Source organism: Methylobacterium sp. J-092, from assembly GCF_022829325.1.
GTDB lineage: Bacteria > Pseudomonadota > Alphaproteobacteria > Rhizobiales > Beijerinckiaceae > Methylobacterium.
The window spans coordinates 1-16,908 of record NZ_JAKSXU010000061.1; the positions used below are offsets into that span (position 1 = coordinate 1).

The window sequence follows — 16,908 nt, forward strand, 5'->3', positions numbered from 1 at the left end:
TCTCGCGGGCCTTGCCCTGCGCGTCGCGCAGCGACTTGGCGTAGGCCTCGCCGGCGGCGTCGGCTTCCGTCTTCATCGCCTGCGCCTGGTCGAGGTCGGCGGCGAGGCGCGCGGAGCGGTCGTGGAGAATGCCCTGGATGCGCGGGAGCGCGATGTTGGCCATCAGCCAGTAGAGCAGGCCGAAGGCGAGGGCGAGCCAGATCAGCTGCGCCAGGAAGGTGTGGGTCTCGAAGGGGGGGAACGCGGCGGCGTGCGCCGGCTCCGCGGCACCGGCCGGGACCATGTGGACGTCGGAACCGGCGGGCGGTGTGGTGAGGGAATTCGGCTGCGCCATGGCCCCGTCCGTATGACCTTGAAAGACGATGGAGCGCTCGCGCGAGGGGCGGAGCGCTCACTGGTGATCGGCCGCCGCGACCTCGAACGGCGCGGCGGCGGTGTCGGCGTCGATCAGACGGCGAACAGCAGGAGCAGGGCGATCAGCAGCGAGAAGATGCCGAGCGCTTCCGTCAGCGCGAAGCCGAGGAGCAGCGTGGCGCGCTGGCCGTCGGCGGCCGAGGGGTTGCGAAGGGCGCCTGCCAGGAACTGGCCGAACAGGTTGCCGAGGCCGATGCCCGCGCCGGCCATGCCGAGGCAGGCGAGGCCGGCGCCGATGTACTTCGCAGCGACGGGATCCATAGAAAACTCCTGAAGTGTCTTGAGAGTGCGTCGTTTGCCGCGGGTGGAGCCGGCCTGTTCAGTGGCCGGGGTGAAGCGCGTCGTTGAGGTAGATCGCCGTCAGCGTCGCGAAGACGTAGGCCTGAAGCGCCGCAACGAGGAATTCGAGAGCCGTCAGCGCGATCGTCAGGAACAGCGGGAGGGGCGATAGCACGCTCCATGCGCCTGCGGAAAGCAGCCCGACGACGAAGAACGCGAAGATCTTCATCGCGATGTGACCGGCGAGCACGTTCGCGAACAGACGCACCGACAGGCTGATCGGCCGCGAGATGAACGAGATCACCTCGATCGGCACGAGGAGGGCCAGCAGCGGCTTGGGCACGCCCTGCGGCACGAACAGGCCGAAGAAGTGCGCGCCGTGCTTCATCACGCCGTAGATCACCACGACCGAGATCACCAGGGCGGCGAGGCCGAAGGTGATGACGAGGTGGCTGGTCACCGCGAAGGCGTAGGGGATCATGCCGAACAGATTCAGGATCAGCACGAACATGAAGAGCGAGAACACCAGCGGCATGAAGCGCTTGCCGCCGTCGCCGGTGGCCTGGTGCAGGGTGTCGGCGATGAACTCGTAGAAGATCTCGGCCAGCGACTGCATCCGGCCCGGCACGACCGAGCGGCTGGAGGTGGCGACGATCGTCAGGAGCGCGATGACGCCGACGGCGGCGAACATGTAGAGCGCCGACTGGGTGAACGCGAGTTCCTGATGGCCGAGATGCCCGAAGGGCAGGATCGACTTGAGCTCGAACTGATGGATCGGATCCGGTCGCAAGGCGACGGAGTGCCCCGGGTCGATGCTGGCCGCCATGCCGTCTTCCGCCCTCACGTCTCGTTGCCGGCGGCCCGCATGGCCGAACCGGATCGATGGTTACAAAACACCGGTCGCCCTCACGGATCCCGCGGGGTGTCCCGTCCGGAACGGGCGCCGGCGAAGCCGGATGCCCGCATCACGTTGAAGACGCCAGCGACGAAGCCCAGCATCAGAAGTACGATCAGACCCCAGGGTTTCGTCCCGAGCATCCGATCGAAGATCCAGCCGAGCACCCCTCCCGCGATCACGCCGGCGACGAACTCCGTGGAGAGCGTCATGGCCTGCCCGAGGGAGGACGGACTTTCGGACGAACCCGAACGCGACGAATGAGCGGGAGGGGCCGGGGGCCGCTTCCGTTCGATCTGCGTCTCGAGGCGTCGGAGCCTCGCTGAGAGTTCGCTGTCGGGCGGCGTGGGCCGTCCGGTCTCTCCCTCGTCCCTTGCGTCGTTGCCGCTCACAGCGAGAACTCACATCGGCGAGAGGAACGGAACCGGGCGGATTGCCTCCTTCGAGCGCGGCGCACCTTAGTTTCGGCGCCCCGGGGTGTCAAGGCTCGAAAGGTCGAGCTTAAGGCATTCCAGGCGTTGAGAAAATTACGCTCGGGGCCGTGCGCGTGCGCAGCGTCGCGCGAGACCCGCCCGGAACCCTCACGCACCGAGGATCGGCTTGATGATCTTCTCGATTCCGTCGACCGTCATCTCGCCGGTGTAGCGCTCGCCGTTGATGAAGAAGGTCGGCGTCGAATCGACCTTGAACGTCTCAAGGCCGCGCTGCTTCACGCCGTTGACCGCCGCGTAGAGCTTCTGGTCCTTGAGGCAGGCCTCGAACTTCTCCTTCGAGAACCCGGCCTGCTTGAGCATCTGCTCCAGGGCGTCGACCGGCTTCGGGGTGAAGGCCCAGGCCGGCTGCTGGTCGAACAGCAGGTCGGTGATCGGGTAGTACTTCGCCTCGCCGTCGCAGCGCGCCAGCATGAAGGCGGCGGTGGCGAGCGGATCGAGCGGAAACTCGCGCAGCGTGAACCGGACCTTGCCGGTGTCGATGTAGCGCTCCTTGAGCGTCGGATAGGTCATCTTGTGGAAGGCGGCGCAGTGCGAGCAGGTCATCGAGGCGTACTCGATGATCGTCACCTTCGCGTCCTTCGGCCCGAGCCAGACGTCGCCGAGCGGGCCCGGCTGCATCAGGCCGTCGACCGGCACGCTCTCGGCGAGCGCCGCCATCGACAGCTTGGGGAGGGTGAGGGCGGCGCCGATGGCGAGGCCCGTGGCTTTCAAAGCGTCGCGCCGGGTGATCATGGCCGTGGCTGCCTCCGCGTTCCGTCCTGTCGTCTTGTTGAGAGTGCGGTAACGGCGCGGGCGCATCGTGGCAAGGCGCCTAGCGCTTCGCCGACGTCGCGACGACGGCGAGCCCGAGCCGGTCGAGGGCGTCGCGCAGGCCGTCGTGCTCGATCGTCGAGACCGCCTGCGCGATCTCGCCGCGCCGGGCCGGGTCGACGGTCGCCTCCGGCGGGCGCCGGGCGCTGCGGCCGACCCGGTCCTGCTGCAGCACGATCCGGCCGACGCAGGCCCAGCCGTAATGGGCGTTGATGCGCTGGATCACCACCGGCGCGAGGTGCTGCAGCTCGATCGCGAACACGCCCTCGACCCGCACCACCAGCGTCCCCGAATCGGGCGCGTCGTCCGTCCGGCGCTTGCGCTTGGGCCATTCGAGCTTCGAGGGCCGGCAGAATCGTGCCAGCCGCTCCCCGACGATGTCGGGCCAGGCGGCGAGGATGTCGGTCGAGGCGAAGCCCTGCGCCGCGAAGGCCGGGCCGATGCAGCCCTCGATCAGTTCCGCCAGCGGTTTGACGCGCGCCATGTTCTTGGGACATCCCGCCGGTTGCGGGCGCGAGGATAGCGCAAGGCCGGCGGCAAAGGGAGCGCTTTCGGTGGAGAGCCCGGGCCGCTATGCCTGCCGGCGATGCCCGCGTCCGAACCCTTTCCGAAGGCCGCCGACCTGCTGGTCTGGTACGACCGGCACCGCCGCGTGCTGCCGTGGCGGGCGCTGCCCGGCGAGCGGCCCGATCCCTACCGGGTCTGGCTCTCCGAGGTGATGCTGCAGCAGACCACGATCGCGGCGGTGAAGCCCTACTTCGCGACCTTCCTCGCCCGCTTCCCCGACGTCGACGCCCTGGCCGCGGCGCCGGAGGAGGCGGTGATGTCGGCCTGGGCCGGGCTCGGCTACTATTCCCGGGCGCGCAACCTCCACGCCTGCGCCAAGGCGGTGGCCGCGGCCGGGCGCTTCCCCGATACCCTCGACGGGCTGCGCAAGCTCCCCGGCATCGGCGCCTACACGGCCGGCGCGGTCGCGGCGATCGCCTTCGACCGCCCGGAAGCGGCGGTCGACGGCAACGTCGAGCGGGTGATGACGCGGCTCTACGCGATCGAGGCGCCGCTGCCCGGCGCCCGGCCCGAGATCCGGCGCGTGACGCAAGCGCTGGTGCCGCTCGACCGGCCCGGCGATTTCGCGCAGGCCGTGATGGATCTTGGCGCCACCATCTGCACGCCGAAGCGCCCGGCCTGCGCGCTCTGCCCGTGGATGGCGCCCTGCCGCGCCCGCGCGGCCGGCAACCCGGAGACCTACCCGCGCAAGCTTAAGGCCGTGAAGGGCTCCCTGCGGCGCGGCGCGGCCTTCGTCGTCCTCCGCTCCGGCGACGAGGCCGTCCTGCTGCGCACCCGGCCGCCGGAAGGCCTGCTCGGCAGCATGGCCGAGCCGCCGATGAGCGCATGGGCACCGGACTACGACCCCGCAGGCGCGCTCCTCGACGCGCCCCTCGACGCGCGCTGGAAACGGCTGCCGGGCCTGGTGCGGCACGGCTTCACGCATTTCCCGCTGGAGCTGACCGTGTTTCTCGCCCGCGTCGCGCTGTCGACGCAGGCGCCGGCCGGGATGCGCTTCACGCCGCGGCGCGACCTCGACGCGGAGCCGCTGCCCGGCGTGATGAGGAAGGTGCTGGCCCAAGCCTTCGATCCGAAGCCGGAATCCGAGGCGAAGCCCCGCGGCCGGCCGAAGCGCGATCCGCCGCCGATGCCGATGCTGGCGGTCTGGGAAGCGCCCGAGATGGTCGCGGACCCGCCGCGCTTCCGCCCGGTGCCGAAGCCGACGCCGCGCATCGTCGAGCCGCCGGCGCCGACGGACGAGATGTTCGAAGGGGAGGCGGAGGTCGTGCCGCCCCCCCGCAAGCCGGCGCGGAAGGCGACGCGGAAACGCTGACGGCGCGCACGCATTCCCTCCGCCGCACCCAAGTCGGGCCTGCCCGACTTGGGCACACGAGATGCGGATCTCGGGAAAGCCCGCGATCCGTCGGGGGGGAGGGGGCGGGGTTCTAGCCCGCCGCCCCCATCACCGCGCGGAGCTTCGCGCGATAGGTGTCGATCACCACCAGCTTGCCGGCGCGCTCGGCGTGCCAGAACGTCCAGCCGTTGCAGGCGGGCAGGCCCTGGACCAGGGCGCCGACCTTGTGGATCGAGCCGATGGCGACGCCGACGTCGAGCTGGCCGTCCGGCCGCACCGTCGCCTTGAAGCAGCGGCGCTCGTCGGTGAGCACGTCGCCGGCCTTGAGATGGCCGGCCTCGACCACGCCGAGGAACGGCACCCGCGGCTCGGCGCGCTTGGTCGGCGCGACGAGGAGCGCGGCCCGCGACAGCGGCACCACCGCGTCGATGCGCCGGCGCGCGGCGTCGGCGTAGACCGCCTCGCGCTCGCAGCCGATGAAGCGACGCCCGAGCAGCTTGGCCACCGCGCCGGTGGTGCCGGTGCCGAAGAATGGGTCGAGCACCACGTCGCCGGGATTGGTCGCCGAGAGCAGCGTGCGGGCGAGCAGCGCCTCCGGCTTCTGGGTCGGGTGCACCTTGCTGCCGTCGGCGCCCTTCAGGCGCTCGTCGCCGGTGCAGAGCGGGATGAACCAGTCCGAGCGCATCTGAAGGTCTTCGTTGCCGCCCTTCAGCGCGTCGTAATGGAAGGTGTAGCCCTTCGATTCGGCCGAGCGGGAGGCCCAGATCAGGGTCTCGTGCGCGTTGGTGAAGCGCTTGCCGCGGAAGTTCGGCATCGGGTTGGCCTTGCGCCAGACGATGTCGTTGAGGATCCAGAAACCAAGATCCTGCAGCACGCTGCCGACGCGGAAGATGTTGTGGTACGACCCGATCACCCACAGCGTGGCGTTCGGCTTCATCACCCGGCGGCAGGCGGTGAGCCAGTCGCGGGTGAAGCTGTCGTAGCTGGCGAAGCTCGCGAACTTGTCCCAGTCGTCGTCGACGGCGTCGACCCGGCTCTGGTCCGGCCGCATCAGCGAGGCGTCGCCGAGCTGGAGATTGTAGGGCGGGTCGGCGAAGACGCAGTCGACCGACGACGCCGGCAGGCGGTTCATCGCCGCGATGCAGTCGCCGACGAGGATCTCGTCGAGGGGAAGGCGCTGGACGGCGGGTACGAGACCCATCCGTGGTGCCGACGAAGCGCGCCCGGTACGCGAGACATGTTTCCGGGCGGCGGCGTCGGCAACCACGGTACGCGGGGAAGCCATGGCAAACACCGGTTACGCGACTGACCGGCAGACCATGGCCCCGTTAAGGTAAAGGTCGCGTTTCCGATTTGCGGAACTTCATGTCCCGGTTTGGGGCTGGCGTTGCTTTCGATCTTTTTCTGGATCGTCGCGGCCTGTCGCGTTCACGTCGCCTTAACCATTCCCGTCACGGCGATTTGCCTTGCCGGGACCGCATCGACCGCACCCGATGCGGCGATTGTCGCGTTTCGCGCTCGCATGTCCGGATGGATCGCTCCAAGCGCCACGCGGCGACCGGGTCGTGCGACGACACGGTCGGGAACCGGAACGACCCGGCGGTGCAGGCAGGCGCCTGCGGCGCCGCGCCCACGAGCCCGGCCCAGCCCTACGCTAAGGCCAAGCTCAGTCGCGGGGCGGGCAGCAGGGTTTCGCTGAGTGCACGTCTCGGACCTCGACGGCGGTTCTTCCTGCGTCCCTGTGCGGGGGCATGAAGACTATACCGCAGCGTAATCGGGCATTCGCACCGAGAAAAAGACAAGTCTTCAATGCTTGCGCGTTGCTTGTAGCGACGAATGCGGACGACATCTTCGAAATTCGGCCGGAATGTGATCCGGCTGCCCAAAATGTGGGGGTCTCATTTCAGCCCCGTTCGGTCTCGATTGGCGCCGCCCTCGTCAACAGCCAAGGACCGAAGCATGCATTTCCGACCCGTCGCCAGAAACGCCGCCGTCACCCTCGGAACCGCCCTGTCGCTCGTCGCCGCCTCCTTGCCGGCCGCCGCCCAGAGCGGAGGCGCATCCTGGTACGGCAGCGGCCATCGCACCGCGAGCGGCGAGCGCTTCAACCCGAACGGGATGACCGCCGCCCACCGCAGCCTGCCCTTCGGCACCCGCGTCCGCGTCGAGAACCGGCGCACCGGCCGGTCGGTCGTGGTGCGGATCAACGATCGCGGCCCGTTCGTCCATGGCCGCATCATCGATCTGTCCCGCGGCTCGGCCCGGGCGCTCGGCATGGGCGGCACCACCTACGTCTCGCTGCACGTCGTGAACTGATGGGCAGGCCGGCCGACGTTGCCCTGCACCCCGGCCGGCCCCATCTCCGGGCTTGAACCGGAGACGCAGCGCGAAAAGCCATGGCAAAACCCCTCATCGTCGACATCCCGCACGACCTCGGCCGCGACGAGGCGCGCCGCCGCATCGAGACCGGCGTCGAGCAGGGGCGCGCCTTGCTCGCCAAGAGCGGCGTCACCATCGAGAACCTCGCCTGGACCGGCGACCGGCTCGACTTCGCGATCTCGGCGATGAAGCAGAACATGAACGGCCAGATCGACGTCGGCCAGGAGAGCGTGCGCGTCGAGTGCCACCTGCCGCTGCTGCTCGCGCTGTTCGCCGACAAGGTGAAGAAGATGGTCGGCAAGGAAGGCAATCTGCTGCTGACCAAGAAGTAGCGCCGGAACACCCGGCGCGACCGCGCCGTTCACGCTCGTCACGCGGCGCGCGCCAAGACGCGCCGCGACCCCAGCGAGGAGCGTTTCCCATGGCCGATCCCGGCGCGATCCCCGAGGTGCCGACGAACCCGACGCCGGCCCCCGACACGCCCTACGACCCGCCGACCGTGCCGAGCCCTGCGCCCGGCCCGGAGATCCCCGGCGAAACCCCGAGCGAGGCGCCCGGCATCACCCCGGCCGAGGTCCCCGTGACCACGCCCGGCATGCCGACGCCGACCGGCCCCGCCGACCCGGTCGCCTGAGCGCATCGGCATTTGTGGTGAAGCGGCCGCGCTGCCATAAGCCCGGCCATGGCCGCCCCACCGCTCCTGACCCTTCAAGACATCGCGCTCACCTTCGGCGGCACGCCGCTGATCGAGGGAGCGGGGTTCTCCGTCTCGCCCGGCGAGCGCACCTGCCTCGTCGGGCGCAACGGCTCGGGCAAGTCGACGCTGATGAAGATCGCCGCCGGGCACGTCGAGCCGGATCGCGGCGTCCGCTTCGTCCAGCCCGGCACAACGATCCGCTATCTCGCCCAGGAGCCGGATTTCTCCGGCTTCGCCACCACCCTTGACTTCGTCGAGGCGGGCCTCGGCGACGGCGACGCCCATCACCGCGCCCGCTACCTGCTCGAGAGCCTCGGCCTCGACGGCAGCGAGGACCCGACGCGGCTCTCGGGCGGCGAGGGCCGCCGCGTCGCGCTCGCCCAGGCGCTGGCGCCCGAGCCCGACGTGCTGCTGCTGGACGAGCCGACCAACCACCTCGACCTGCCGGCGATCGAGTGGCTCGAGGCCGAGCTGAAGGGCACCCGCGCCGCGATGGTGCTGATCAGCCACGACCGGCGCTTCCTCTCCGCCCTGTCCCGCGCCACGATCTGGCTCGACCGCGGGGTCACCCGCCGGATCGAGCAGGGGTTTTCCGGCTTCGAGGCCTGGCGCGACGCGTTCTTCGAGGAGGAGGAGCGCGACCGGCACAAGCTCGAGCGCAAGATCAACGACGAGGAGCACTGGCTCCGCTACGGCGTCACCGCCCGGCGCAAGCGCAACGTGCGCCGCCTCGGCAACCTGCACGCGCTGCGCAAGGAGCGCCGCGACGACCGCCGCCCGGTCGGCACCGTGACGATGCAGGCCGGCGAGGCCGAGGCCTCGGGCACGCTGGTGATGGAGGCCAAGAACGCGAGCAAGAGCTTCGGCGAGCGCCGGATCGTCGCCGACCTGTCCCTGCGGGTGATGCGCGGCGACCGCCTCGGCATCGTCGGCGCCAACGGCGCCGGCAAGACCACGCTGATCAACCTGCTCACCGGCAAGCTGCAGCCCGACGACGGCAGCGTCCGCCAGGGCACCAACCTGAAGATGATGCTGCTCGACCAGGCCCGCGCGGTGCTGGAGCCGAGCATGACCGTGACCGAGGTGCTGACCGGCGGCAGCGGCGATTCCGTCGTCGTCAACGGCGTCAGCCGCCACGTGGTCGGCTACCTGAAGGATTTCCTGTTCACCCCCGAGCAGGCGCGCACCCCGGTGTCGGTGCTCTCGGGCGGCGAGCGCAACCGGCTGCTGATCGCCCGCGCGCTGGCGCAGCCGGCCAACCTTCTGGTCCTCGACGAGCCGACCAACGACCTCGATCTGGAGACCCTCGACCTGCTGCAGGAGATGCTTGGCGACTATTCCGGCACCCTGATCCTGGTGAGCCACGACCGCGACTTCCTCGACCGCGTCGTCGGCAGCGTGCTGGTCTCGGAAGGCGACGGGCGCTGGGTCGAGTATGCCGGCGGCTACTCCGACATGGTCAACCAGCGCGGGATCGGCGTGCAGGCGCGCGCCGGCGCCAAGGGAAAAGCCGAAGCCAAGAGCGGCGCAAAGGCGGACCTCCGCGAAAGGGCCGAGGCGGCGCCCGCGTCGAAGGCGAAGCTGAACTTCAAGGACCAGCACGAGCTGAAGACGCTGCCCGCGCGGATGGAGAAGCTGCAGGGCGCAATCGCGCAGCTGCGCACGGTGCTGGCCGATCCCGGCCTGTACGCCCGCGACGCGGCCCGCTTCGACAAGGCGTCGGCGATGCTCGCCCAGGCCGAGGTCGAGCTGTCCGGCGCCGAGGAGCGCTGGCTCGAGCTGGAGATGCTGCGCGAAGGGTGAGCGTCCGCCGGCCTTCATGATGCCGCGATGGCGGTTCAGGTTTCCGGTGCAGAAGTTCCAGGACTCACACATCTCCGGGTGGCGGCACCGGACGGCGTGTTCGAAGCACGGCGCAGCACTCTCTCCCGCGCGGGGGAGGGGACCCGTGCCCGATCATGCGCTCTGTGAGACGAGGATCGCCCGCCATCATCGGATCGTAGCCCGTGCCGTCTCGCCATCCGCCCGCATCGCTTGACGGCCTGCGATCCAAGGGCTGGCTGCTCGGCTTGCCCGTGGTCGGGCTGATCTGGGTCGGCACCACGCTGTACGCCGGGCCCGGGATCGGCGCGCGGATCGCCGAGGCCGGCGAGGCGGTGGCGCAGGCGACCGAGGCCGGATCGCCCGAGCCCTGGCTCCGCGTCACGGTCCGCGGGCGCGACATCGTCGCCGAGGGCGAGGCGCCGGGGCCGGCCGCGCGCGCGGCGGCGCTCGCCCGGCTGGAGGCGCTGGCCGAGCCGCGCCGGATCGTGCCCGAGATCGGGCTGATCGAGACCGCCGCGCCCTTCGCCTGGAGCGCCACCCGGACCGCCCCCGACCGCATCGCGTTCTCCGGCAGCCGCCCGGCGGAGATCGGCCGCGCCGCCCTGCGGACGCGCCTGGCCGCCGAGATCCCCGACGAGACGGCGATCGACGACGCGGCCCATGCCGCCCGCGGCGCGCCGCCCGACTTCCCCGCGGCGGCGGCCTACGCGGTCGCGCGCCTGCGCAACCTCGCGCCGGGCGCCATCGCCACGGTGACGGACATGGCGATCGCCGTTTCGGGCGAGGCGGTGGACGTCGCCGCCTACGACGCGCTGCGCGCCGCGCTCGCCGAGCCGCCGCCGGGCTACACGCTCGGCCGGGTCGACGTCCTGCCGGCGCGGATCGACGACTTCACCATGGCCGTGTCGCGAAACCCCGGCGGCGGGGTGGTGCTCACCGGCTCGGTGGTCTCGGAGGCGGCGCGGGCCGAGATCGGGCGGCTGGCCGCGGAGATCGCCGATGGCGTCGCGGTCGAGGACCGGATGCGCACCGCCCGCGGCCTCGCCAAGGACATCGAGCCGGACGCGCTCGCCCGGTTCCTGGTCCGCCTCGTCGGGCTGATGCAGAGCGGCGGCGCCCGCTTCGACGGCGCCCGGGTGTCGGTCGCGGGCGACGCCGTCGACAGCCAGGCCGTCGGGGAGATCGAGACGGCGATGCGCGACGCCAGGCCCGCCGGGGTCGGAGCCGGCGCGGTGGCGCTCACGGTGAAGCCGCTCTCGCCCTACCGCGTCGCGATCCGGCGCGAGGCCGACAGCGTCAGCCTGTCCGGCCACCTCCCCGATACGGAAGCGCGCGACCGGCTGCTCGCGGTGGTGAAGCCGCGCTTCTTCCGCGAGCGCATCGTCGACCGCACCCGCATCGCCGACGGCGCGCCGCCGGACCTCGCCGCCGCCCTGTCCGCCGCGGTGCCGGTGCTGGCGAGCCTGTCGAGCGGCGAGGTCGCGGTCGCCGACCGCACGCTGACGCTCTCGGGCGAGAGCCTGTATCGCGAGGCCGCGGGACGGGTCGCCCGGACACTGCCGGCCGCGATGCCGCCGGGCTGGAGCGCCACCGTCGCGGTGGTGCCGAAGACCCCCGTGCCGACGCGCGATCCCGAGGCCTGCCGCGCCGAGGCGACGGCGCTCGTCGGCGGAACCAGCCTGCGCTTCCCGCCCGGCTCGGGCGCGCTCGCGCCGATCTTCTATCCGGTGCTCGATCGTCTCGCCGATCTCGCCAAAACCTGCCCCGCGCTGCGCATCTCGGTCGCCGGCCACGGCGATCCGGCCAAGCCCGCGCCCGCTCCGCCCGAGGCGAAGGTCGCCGACGCGTCCGGGGCGCAGGCAGGGGCCAAGCCCGATCCGGCCAAGGTCGATGCCACGAAGCCTGACGCCAAGGCATCGGACAAGAAGGCCGCGCCGGCGTCCAAGGATGCCAAGCCTGCCAAGGATGCCAAGTCGAGGGATGCCAAGCCGAAGGACGCGAAGCCCAGGGAGGCGACCGAAGCGCCCGAGCCCGACCTGGCGCGGCTGCGCGCCGGGGTGGTCGTCGAGTACCTGCTCCAGGCCGGCGCCGGCGTCGATCAGCTCAGCATCGCGGACAAACCCTCGGACCGGCCGGGCATCGCCTTCGCCGTGCTGCCCTGACCGTCAAGAGGCTGTTCGCCCGTGATGCTTCTCCTCGCCGGCCTGTGGCCGGGATCGCTCGCCGCCCTGATGCTCGGGCTCGGCGTCGGCCGGCTCGCCGGGTTGCCTTCCGGCCCCGCGATTCCCGCTGCGCTCGGGATCGCGACCCTGGTGCTGGCCGGCATCGCCCTCGCGGGGATCGTGCCCGGCACCGCCGGGTTCTGGCTCGAGAGCGCGGTCGCGATGCTGGCGCCCTACCTCGCCGGCTGCGCGCTCGGCGGGCTCGCCCGGCGCCTCGCGGGGGTGCGACCGAGCGAGCCCCCCACAACCTGAAGCCGGCGCGGAACCGAGGCGCCCCGGTCCGGCGTTGCCCCTCCAGACAGAGCCTTCGGGCTCACCGGAGACACGCAACGGACCCCAAACCATGAGACTCGATCGCTCCGCCCGCCGTCGCCTCACCTTGCGCCCGCGCGCCGGCCTCGCCGCCACCGCGCTCCTCGCCGCCGGCCTCGCCGGCTCCGGTGCGCTCGCAATGCTCGGCGACTTCGTCGAGCCGGCGCGCGCGCAGTCGGCGGCCAGCCGCATCGACCAGCCCACCGCCGCGACCCTGCCGGAGGCCGAAGGGCGGTTGAACGGGACCGTCCCCTCGGCCCGCGCCCTCGCGCCCGGCACCGACGTGATGGACACCGGCACCGTCGGCGCCGCGCGGGTGAACCCGAAAGCGCACCTACCCGACGCCACGCGCTCCGCCCGCTAGGCGCGACGCAACCTCGGCCCGGCCCCCGCCGTTGATCGGCGGGGCTTTTTCGTGCGCTCCGTCCATCCTGATTGAAGGAAACCACCATGGGTCTGCTCGATTCGGTGATCGGCGGCGTGCTCGGGCAGGTGCTCGGCGGCGGACGCAGCGGCAACCCGGGCGGCGCGGCCGGTGGCGCGATGTCGCCGATCGTGAAGGCGCTGCTGATGCTGCTGCTCGCCAAGGGCGCGAGCGGCGGGTTGGGCGGCGCCCTCGGCGACGTGTTTGGCGGCGGCCAGCGCCGGCCGGAACCCGGCCCGGACACCGAACGCTCCGGCGGCGCCGGCCCCTACGGCCGCGATCCGGGCCACTCCGCCGACGATTCCGCCCAGGATCCCGGCGACATCGGCGGCTTCGACCAGGACGGCGGCCGCCGCGACGCTCCGCTGCCGCCCGGCGATTTCAGCGACCTCTCCGGCATGCTCGACGGCCCCGGCGACCGAGCCAATGTTCCTCAATCAGGAAATGTTTCACATGAAACATCGGGCCAGATCGGCGGGCTCGACAGCCTCGTCGACCGCTTCCGGCAGGGCGGCCTCGGCGACGTGATCGACTCATGGATCGGCCACGGCAGCAACCGCAGCATCGAGCCCCAGGACCTCGCCCGCGCGCTCGGCCCCGACACCCTCGGCGCGCTCCAGTGCCAGACCGGGATGGACCGGGACTCGCTGCTGTCGCAGCTGTCTCAGGTGCTGCCGGAGGTGGTGCACGGGCTCACGCCGCAGGGGCGTGTGCCGGATGCAGGTGAGCGGCGGGGGTGGTAAACCTAAGGTACGATAGCGCTCATATTTTCGACTTTCGAATCTGTTTTATCAGATTGTCTCGAAAATCCTGTTGTCTCGCAGTCTCTGAAGAAAAATCTCTGCCTGTATCTTTGACCGCTAGTTCGATAAATTCACAGACTTTATCAAACTCTATCTTCGACTTTTCCTCATCCCATAAAACGGCGTTCACTTTATTACAGTAACTATCGATTTTTCCACTCGAAAGCTGCGGCATTTCATCGCCACTTATTGAATAACGCAATCCCATGGGAAGATACCATCTAAAATTTTTATACTTTGACTCCAGGCGAGTATTTCGAAATAGAAATTCCATCCTATATGCTGCGAACGCTGATGTATAGTAGGGTGATAATTTATGCCCTTTGGCAAAAATATTTTTTCCAACTGTGCTCAATATTCTGCCGTAATAGCGGCTAGACCTGTGAGGTTCATCTAGAAATGTCGCAGCAAAAGCGCGTACTAATACGCCGCGCGAGATAACCTTGACTTTCTGCAGCGATTGACCTGCATATTGTTTAGATCTCCTTTCATAGAAAACTCTTTGCTCATCATCAAATGTTTCAAAATAGGATTCTATCTTTTTCTGAAATTCATCCAAGGATATAAAGTCTTCTTCAGTTACCTCTGTTTGGCGATTTGATGATCGGATTACAAAATTTATTATTTCTTCATTTTCGGTGACGACAATCTTTACCGGAACATTGACTGTGTCATCGAGTAATTCTTTGTTTGAATACAAAACAAGACTCGTCTGACAACCATTTACAATCTGAAAATCTTTTAGAGTGAAGGTATCTGAAACTCTTACAAGTTCTTTCGCGACAACTGTCACGCCATTGTTTTTGATCGCAAAGTCAATCTTTCGATCAGATTGCAAAGTACTGTCGATTTCTTTATTTACATCGTTACTTCCTTGATAGTCTCTAACATTTGCATAAAAGACGGACTTTCTGATATTACCACTTTCGTCAGTGATAAGTTTCAAATATTCGGACGAAGGTAAAAGCGCTAGATGAGCTTCACTCACTTGCGCGTCAGTGGGTATAATAATGGATTTCGAAACCTTAAATTTTACGGTCAATGCAGCTTCGGCAGATCGATATAGATCTTGCAGCTCGGATCCGCCTACTGGAATAAATTCAACACTCCTGAAAATTTGCAGGTCTTGTAGTTGCTTTTGATGGGCCGTTGCAGCATTCTGCGGATGAACTTCGTTATTCCAAATACCGGTTGTAACATAGTAACATTTTATTCGAGGATTTCCATGCTTGAAGAGAGATGGATCAGAGTAAATAGCGTCACGCATTAACTCGAAATCTTGGATTTTTTCTGCCCTAGGAAGTTTCGGATCCGTCGAGAAAAAGTCATTCACTCCAAGAAAGAACTTAGAAATGTCTCCAGTGTCGAAAGACGGAGATGTTTTAGACTGGACAAAGATAAATGTATCGTCTAAAAATTTATTGTCTTTTGCGTAAGACATGATTTCTTCGGCAGAAGAAACAAACGACCCGTTCACGAAAACGCCCATTCCATCAATGGACATCTGATCGTTTTCTCCAGTATGGAAATCCATTACTGAGATTTCGTCTTCGTCAAATTGTTTGAGTATTAGATAATTCGCAAAATGCTCAAATTGCGTTTCAATAGTTAGATTTGTAATGCTTTGATTTACAACAAATTTATCAAGTAGACTTTTAGTAATTCTGTCCATCGAAGTGGTCTTTACTTCGGCTTTTTTTGCCATCTTAACCTACCAGTTCGACGGACATTTTTAAGTCCGGTCAAACTGATTATACCTAGGTTCGATTAAAAATCAACGCTAGGTTAAACCCGACGCATCACCAAGCTCGCATTCGTCCCGCCAAACCCGAACGAATTCGACAGCGCGATGTCCACCCGCCGGCGCTTGGCCTCGTGCGGCACGAGGTCGAGGGCGGTCTCGACGCTCGGGTCGTCGAGGTTGAGGGTCGGGGGGATGACGCCGTCGCGGATGGTCAGGATCGAGAAGATCGCCTCGATCGCGCCGGCGGCGCCGAGGAGGTGGCCGACGGCCGACTTGGTCGAGGACATCGCGACGCCCTCGGCGGAGGCGCCGAGCAGGCGCTCGACGGCGCGCAGCTCGAGCTCGTCGCCCATCGGCGTCGAGGTGCCGTGGGCGTTGATGTAGTCGATCGCGCCCGGGTCGATGCCGGCCCGCTTCACGGCCGCCGTCATGCAGCGGAAGGCGCCGTCGCCGTCCGGCGAGGGGGAGGTGATGTGGTAGGCGTCGCCCGACATGCCGTAGCCGACCACCTCGGCGTAGATCTTGGCGCCGCGGGCCTTGGCGTGCTCGTACTCCTCGAGCACCACCACGCCGGCGCCTTCGCCCATCACGAAGCCGTCGCGGGCCTTGTCGTAGGGGCGCGAGGCCTTGGTCGGCGTGTCGTTGAAGCCGGTGGACAGCGCCCGGCAGGCGGCGAAGCCCGCGATCGACAGGCGGTCGACCGGCGATTCGGCGCCGCCCGCGACCATCACGTCGGCGTCGCCCAGCATGATCAGGCGGGCCGCGTCGCCGATCGCGTGCGTGCCGGTGGAGCAGGCGGTGACGACGGCGCTGTTCGGACCTTTCAGCCCGTGCGCGATCGAGACCTGGCCCGAGGCCATGTTGATGATGCGGCCGGGGATGAAGAATGGCGAGATCCGCCGCGGGCCCTTGTCCTTCAGGGTCACCGAGGCGTCGTAGATGCCGCCGATGCCGCCGATGCCGGAGCCGATCATCACGCCGGTGGCGCACTGGTCCTCGTAGCTCGTCGGGTGCCAGCCGGCATCGTCGAGCGCCTGGCCCGCGGCGGCCATCGCGAAGACGATGAACGGGTCGACCTTGCGCTGCTCCTTCGGCTCCATCCACGCGTCGGGATCGAAGGTGCCGTCGCTGCCGTCGCCCAGCGGCACCGTGCAGGCGATGCGGCAGGCGAGGTCGGAGGTCTCGAAGGTGGTGATCGGCCCGGCGCCGCTGTCGCCGGCGATCAGCCGGCTCCAGGTGTGCTCGACTCCGCTGCCGAGCGGCGTGACCATCCCCAGACCCGTAACCACCACCTGCCGCATCGCGCTATCCCGAACCCGTTCCGCTTGAACAACGACAGCGGCGCGTCGGGTGTTTCCACCCCGCCCGCGCCGCGTCGACCCGAAGGACGTTTTGGCCGATCAGGCGGCCGAGTTCTTCTCCAGGAACTTCACCGCATCGCCGACCGTCTGGATGGTCTCGGCGGCGTCGTCCGGAATCTCGACGTTGAACTCTTCCTCGAACGCCATCACGAGCTCGACGGTGTCGAGGCTGTCGGCACCGAGGTCGTCGATGAAGTTGGCGCCCTCGACCACCTTCTCGGGCTCGACGCCCAGGTGCTCGACGACGATCTTCTTCACGCGCTCAGCGATATCGCTCATCGTTGCTGGTCCTCGGTCTTCACGTTACGTGGGTGAAAGGAATGGCGCCGTTGCCGCCGTGGCCCTTGCTT

General features: G+C 67.6%; 18 protein-coding genes and 1 pseudogene. 9 read left to right on the forward strand and 10 right to left on the reverse strand.

Annotated elements, in window-relative coordinates; genetic code table 11:
* The 6 genes and pseudogenes from MKK60_RS05615 to MKK60_RS05640 form a co-directional block, all read right to left on the reverse strand.
* Nucleotides 1-334 (reverse strand): annotated as a pseudogene (locus MKK60_RS05615) (F0F1 ATP synthase subunit B'); the annotation flags it as partial.
* Between the two features lie 113 nt (nucleotides 335-447).
* A complete protein-coding gene (locus tag MKK60_RS05620) occupies nucleotides 448-675 on the reverse strand; it encodes a F0F1 ATP synthase subunit C (RefSeq protein ID WP_007566773.1) in 228 nt (75 codons plus the stop codon).
* A gap of 58 nt (nucleotides 676-733) precedes the next feature.
* Complete coding sequence (locus tag MKK60_RS05625) at nucleotides 734-1,519, reverse strand: F0F1 ATP synthase subunit A (RefSeq protein WP_147727170.1); 786 nt, start codon at nucleotides 1,517-1,519, stop codon at nucleotides 734-736.
* Nucleotides 1,520-1,599: 80 nt separating this feature from the next.
* Nucleotides 1,600-1,980: an AtpZ/AtpI family protein gene (locus tag MKK60_RS05630; protein WP_243984227.1), complete on the reverse strand. Its 381-nt coding sequence runs from the start codon at nucleotides 1,978-1,980 to the stop codon at nucleotides 1,600-1,602.
* 189 nt (nucleotides 1,981-2,169) lie between these two features.
* Nucleotides 2,170-2,814, reverse strand: coding sequence for a DsbA family protein (locus MKK60_RS05635; RefSeq protein WP_243984230.1), 645 nt, complete (start codon nucleotides 2,812-2,814; stop codon nucleotides 2,170-2,172).
* Nucleotides 2,815-2,893: 79 nt separating this feature from the next.
* Nucleotides 2,894-3,376 carry a DUF721 domain-containing protein gene (locus MKK60_RS05640; protein WP_147727167.1) on the reverse strand — a complete coding sequence of 161 codons (483 nt, stop codon included), beginning with the start codon at nucleotides 3,374-3,376 and terminating at the stop codon, nucleotides 2,894-2,896.
* Nucleotides 3,377-3,478: 102 nt separating this feature from the next.
* Here MKK60_RS05640 and mutY point away from each other — a divergent pair, with 102 nt between their 5' ends.
* The gene (gene mutY / locus MKK60_RS05645) at nucleotides 3,479-4,771 is read left to right on the forward strand and encodes an A/G-specific adenine glycosylase (RefSeq protein WP_243984233.1); all 1,293 of its coding nucleotides are present in this window, start codon (nucleotides 3,479-3,481) and stop codon (nucleotides 4,769-4,771) included.
* 112 nt (nucleotides 4,772-4,883) lie between these two features.
* On the opposite strand, the gene MKK60_RS05650 is transcribed toward mutY, so the two are convergent.
* A complete protein-coding gene (locus tag MKK60_RS05650; RefSeq protein WP_279603985.1) occupies nucleotides 4,884-6,077 on the reverse strand; it encodes a site-specific DNA-methyltransferase in 1,194 nt (397 codons plus the stop codon).
* 674 nt (nucleotides 6,078-6,751) lie between these two features.
* On the opposite strand from MKK60_RS05650, the gene MKK60_RS05655 reads away from it, so the two are divergent.
* The 8 genes from MKK60_RS05655 (at nucleotide 6,752) to MKK60_RS05690 (ending at nucleotide 13,393) form a co-directional block, all read left to right on the forward strand.
* The gene (locus MKK60_RS05655) at nucleotides 6,752-7,108 is read left to right on the forward strand and encodes a septal ring lytic transglycosylase RlpA family protein (RefSeq protein WP_243933022.1); all 357 of its coding nucleotides are present in this window, start codon (nucleotides 6,752-6,754) and stop codon (nucleotides 7,106-7,108) included.
* Nucleotides 7,109-7,188: 80 nt separating this feature from the next.
* Nucleotides 7,189-7,503 (forward strand): polyhydroxyalkanoic acid system family protein, encoded by a 315-nt coding sequence (locus MKK60_RS05660; protein ID WP_147729107.1) that lies wholly within the window; start codon nucleotides 7,189-7,191, stop codon nucleotides 7,501-7,503.
* A gap of 89 nt (nucleotides 7,504-7,592) precedes the next feature.
* On the forward strand, nucleotides 7,593-7,805 hold the full coding sequence (locus tag MKK60_RS05665) for a hypothetical protein (protein ID WP_147729106.1): 213 nt from the start codon (nucleotides 7,593-7,595) through the stop codon (nucleotides 7,803-7,805).
* 48 nt (nucleotides 7,806-7,853) lie between these two features.
* A complete protein-coding gene (locus MKK60_RS05670) occupies nucleotides 7,854-9,671 on the forward strand; it encodes an ATP-binding cassette domain-containing protein (protein WP_243984237.1) in 1,818 nt (605 codons plus the stop codon).
* A 203-nt stretch (nucleotides 9,672-9,874) separates the two neighbouring features.
* Nucleotides 9,875-11,854: a BON domain-containing protein gene (locus MKK60_RS05675; protein WP_243984239.1), complete on the forward strand. Its 1,980-nt coding sequence runs from the start codon at nucleotides 9,875-9,877 to the stop codon at nucleotides 11,852-11,854.
* Between the two features lie 24 nt (nucleotides 11,855-11,878).
* The gene (locus MKK60_RS05680) at nucleotides 11,879-12,166 is read left to right on the forward strand and encodes a hypothetical protein (protein WP_279603987.1); all 288 of its coding nucleotides are present in this window, start codon (nucleotides 11,879-11,881) and stop codon (nucleotides 12,164-12,166) included.
* Between the two features lie 91 nt (nucleotides 12,167-12,257).
* Nucleotides 12,258-12,590, forward strand: coding sequence for a hypothetical protein (locus MKK60_RS05685; protein WP_243984245.1), 333 nt, complete (start codon nucleotides 12,258-12,260; stop codon nucleotides 12,588-12,590).
* 86 nt (nucleotides 12,591-12,676) lie between these two features.
* A complete protein-coding gene (locus MKK60_RS05690; RefSeq protein ID WP_243984247.1) occupies nucleotides 12,677-13,393 on the forward strand; it encodes a YidB family protein in 717 nt (238 codons plus the stop codon).
* Between the two features lie 19 nt (nucleotides 13,394-13,412).
* Here the strand turns inward: MKK60_RS05690 and MKK60_RS05695 are convergent, their stop codons facing one another.
* The 3 genes from MKK60_RS05695 to MKK60_RS05705 form a co-directional block, all read right to left on the reverse strand.
* Nucleotides 13,413-15,158 carry an AIPR family protein gene (locus tag MKK60_RS05695; RefSeq protein WP_243984249.1) on the reverse strand — a complete coding sequence of 582 codons (1,746 nt, stop codon included), beginning with the start codon at nucleotides 15,156-15,158 and terminating at the stop codon, nucleotides 13,413-13,415.
* A gap of 80 nt (nucleotides 15,159-15,238) precedes the next feature.
* The gene (gene fabF, locus MKK60_RS05700; protein ID WP_243984251.1) at nucleotides 15,239-16,498 is read right to left on the reverse strand and encodes a beta-ketoacyl-ACP synthase II; all 1,260 of its coding nucleotides are present in this window, start codon (nucleotides 16,496-16,498) and stop codon (nucleotides 15,239-15,241) included.
* Nucleotides 16,499-16,597: 99 nt separating this feature from the next.
* On the reverse strand, nucleotides 16,598-16,837 hold the full coding sequence (locus MKK60_RS05705) for an acyl carrier protein (RefSeq protein WP_066926221.1): 240 nt from the start codon (nucleotides 16,835-16,837) through the stop codon (nucleotides 16,598-16,600).
* Nucleotides 16,838-16,908 lie beyond the last annotated feature (71 nt).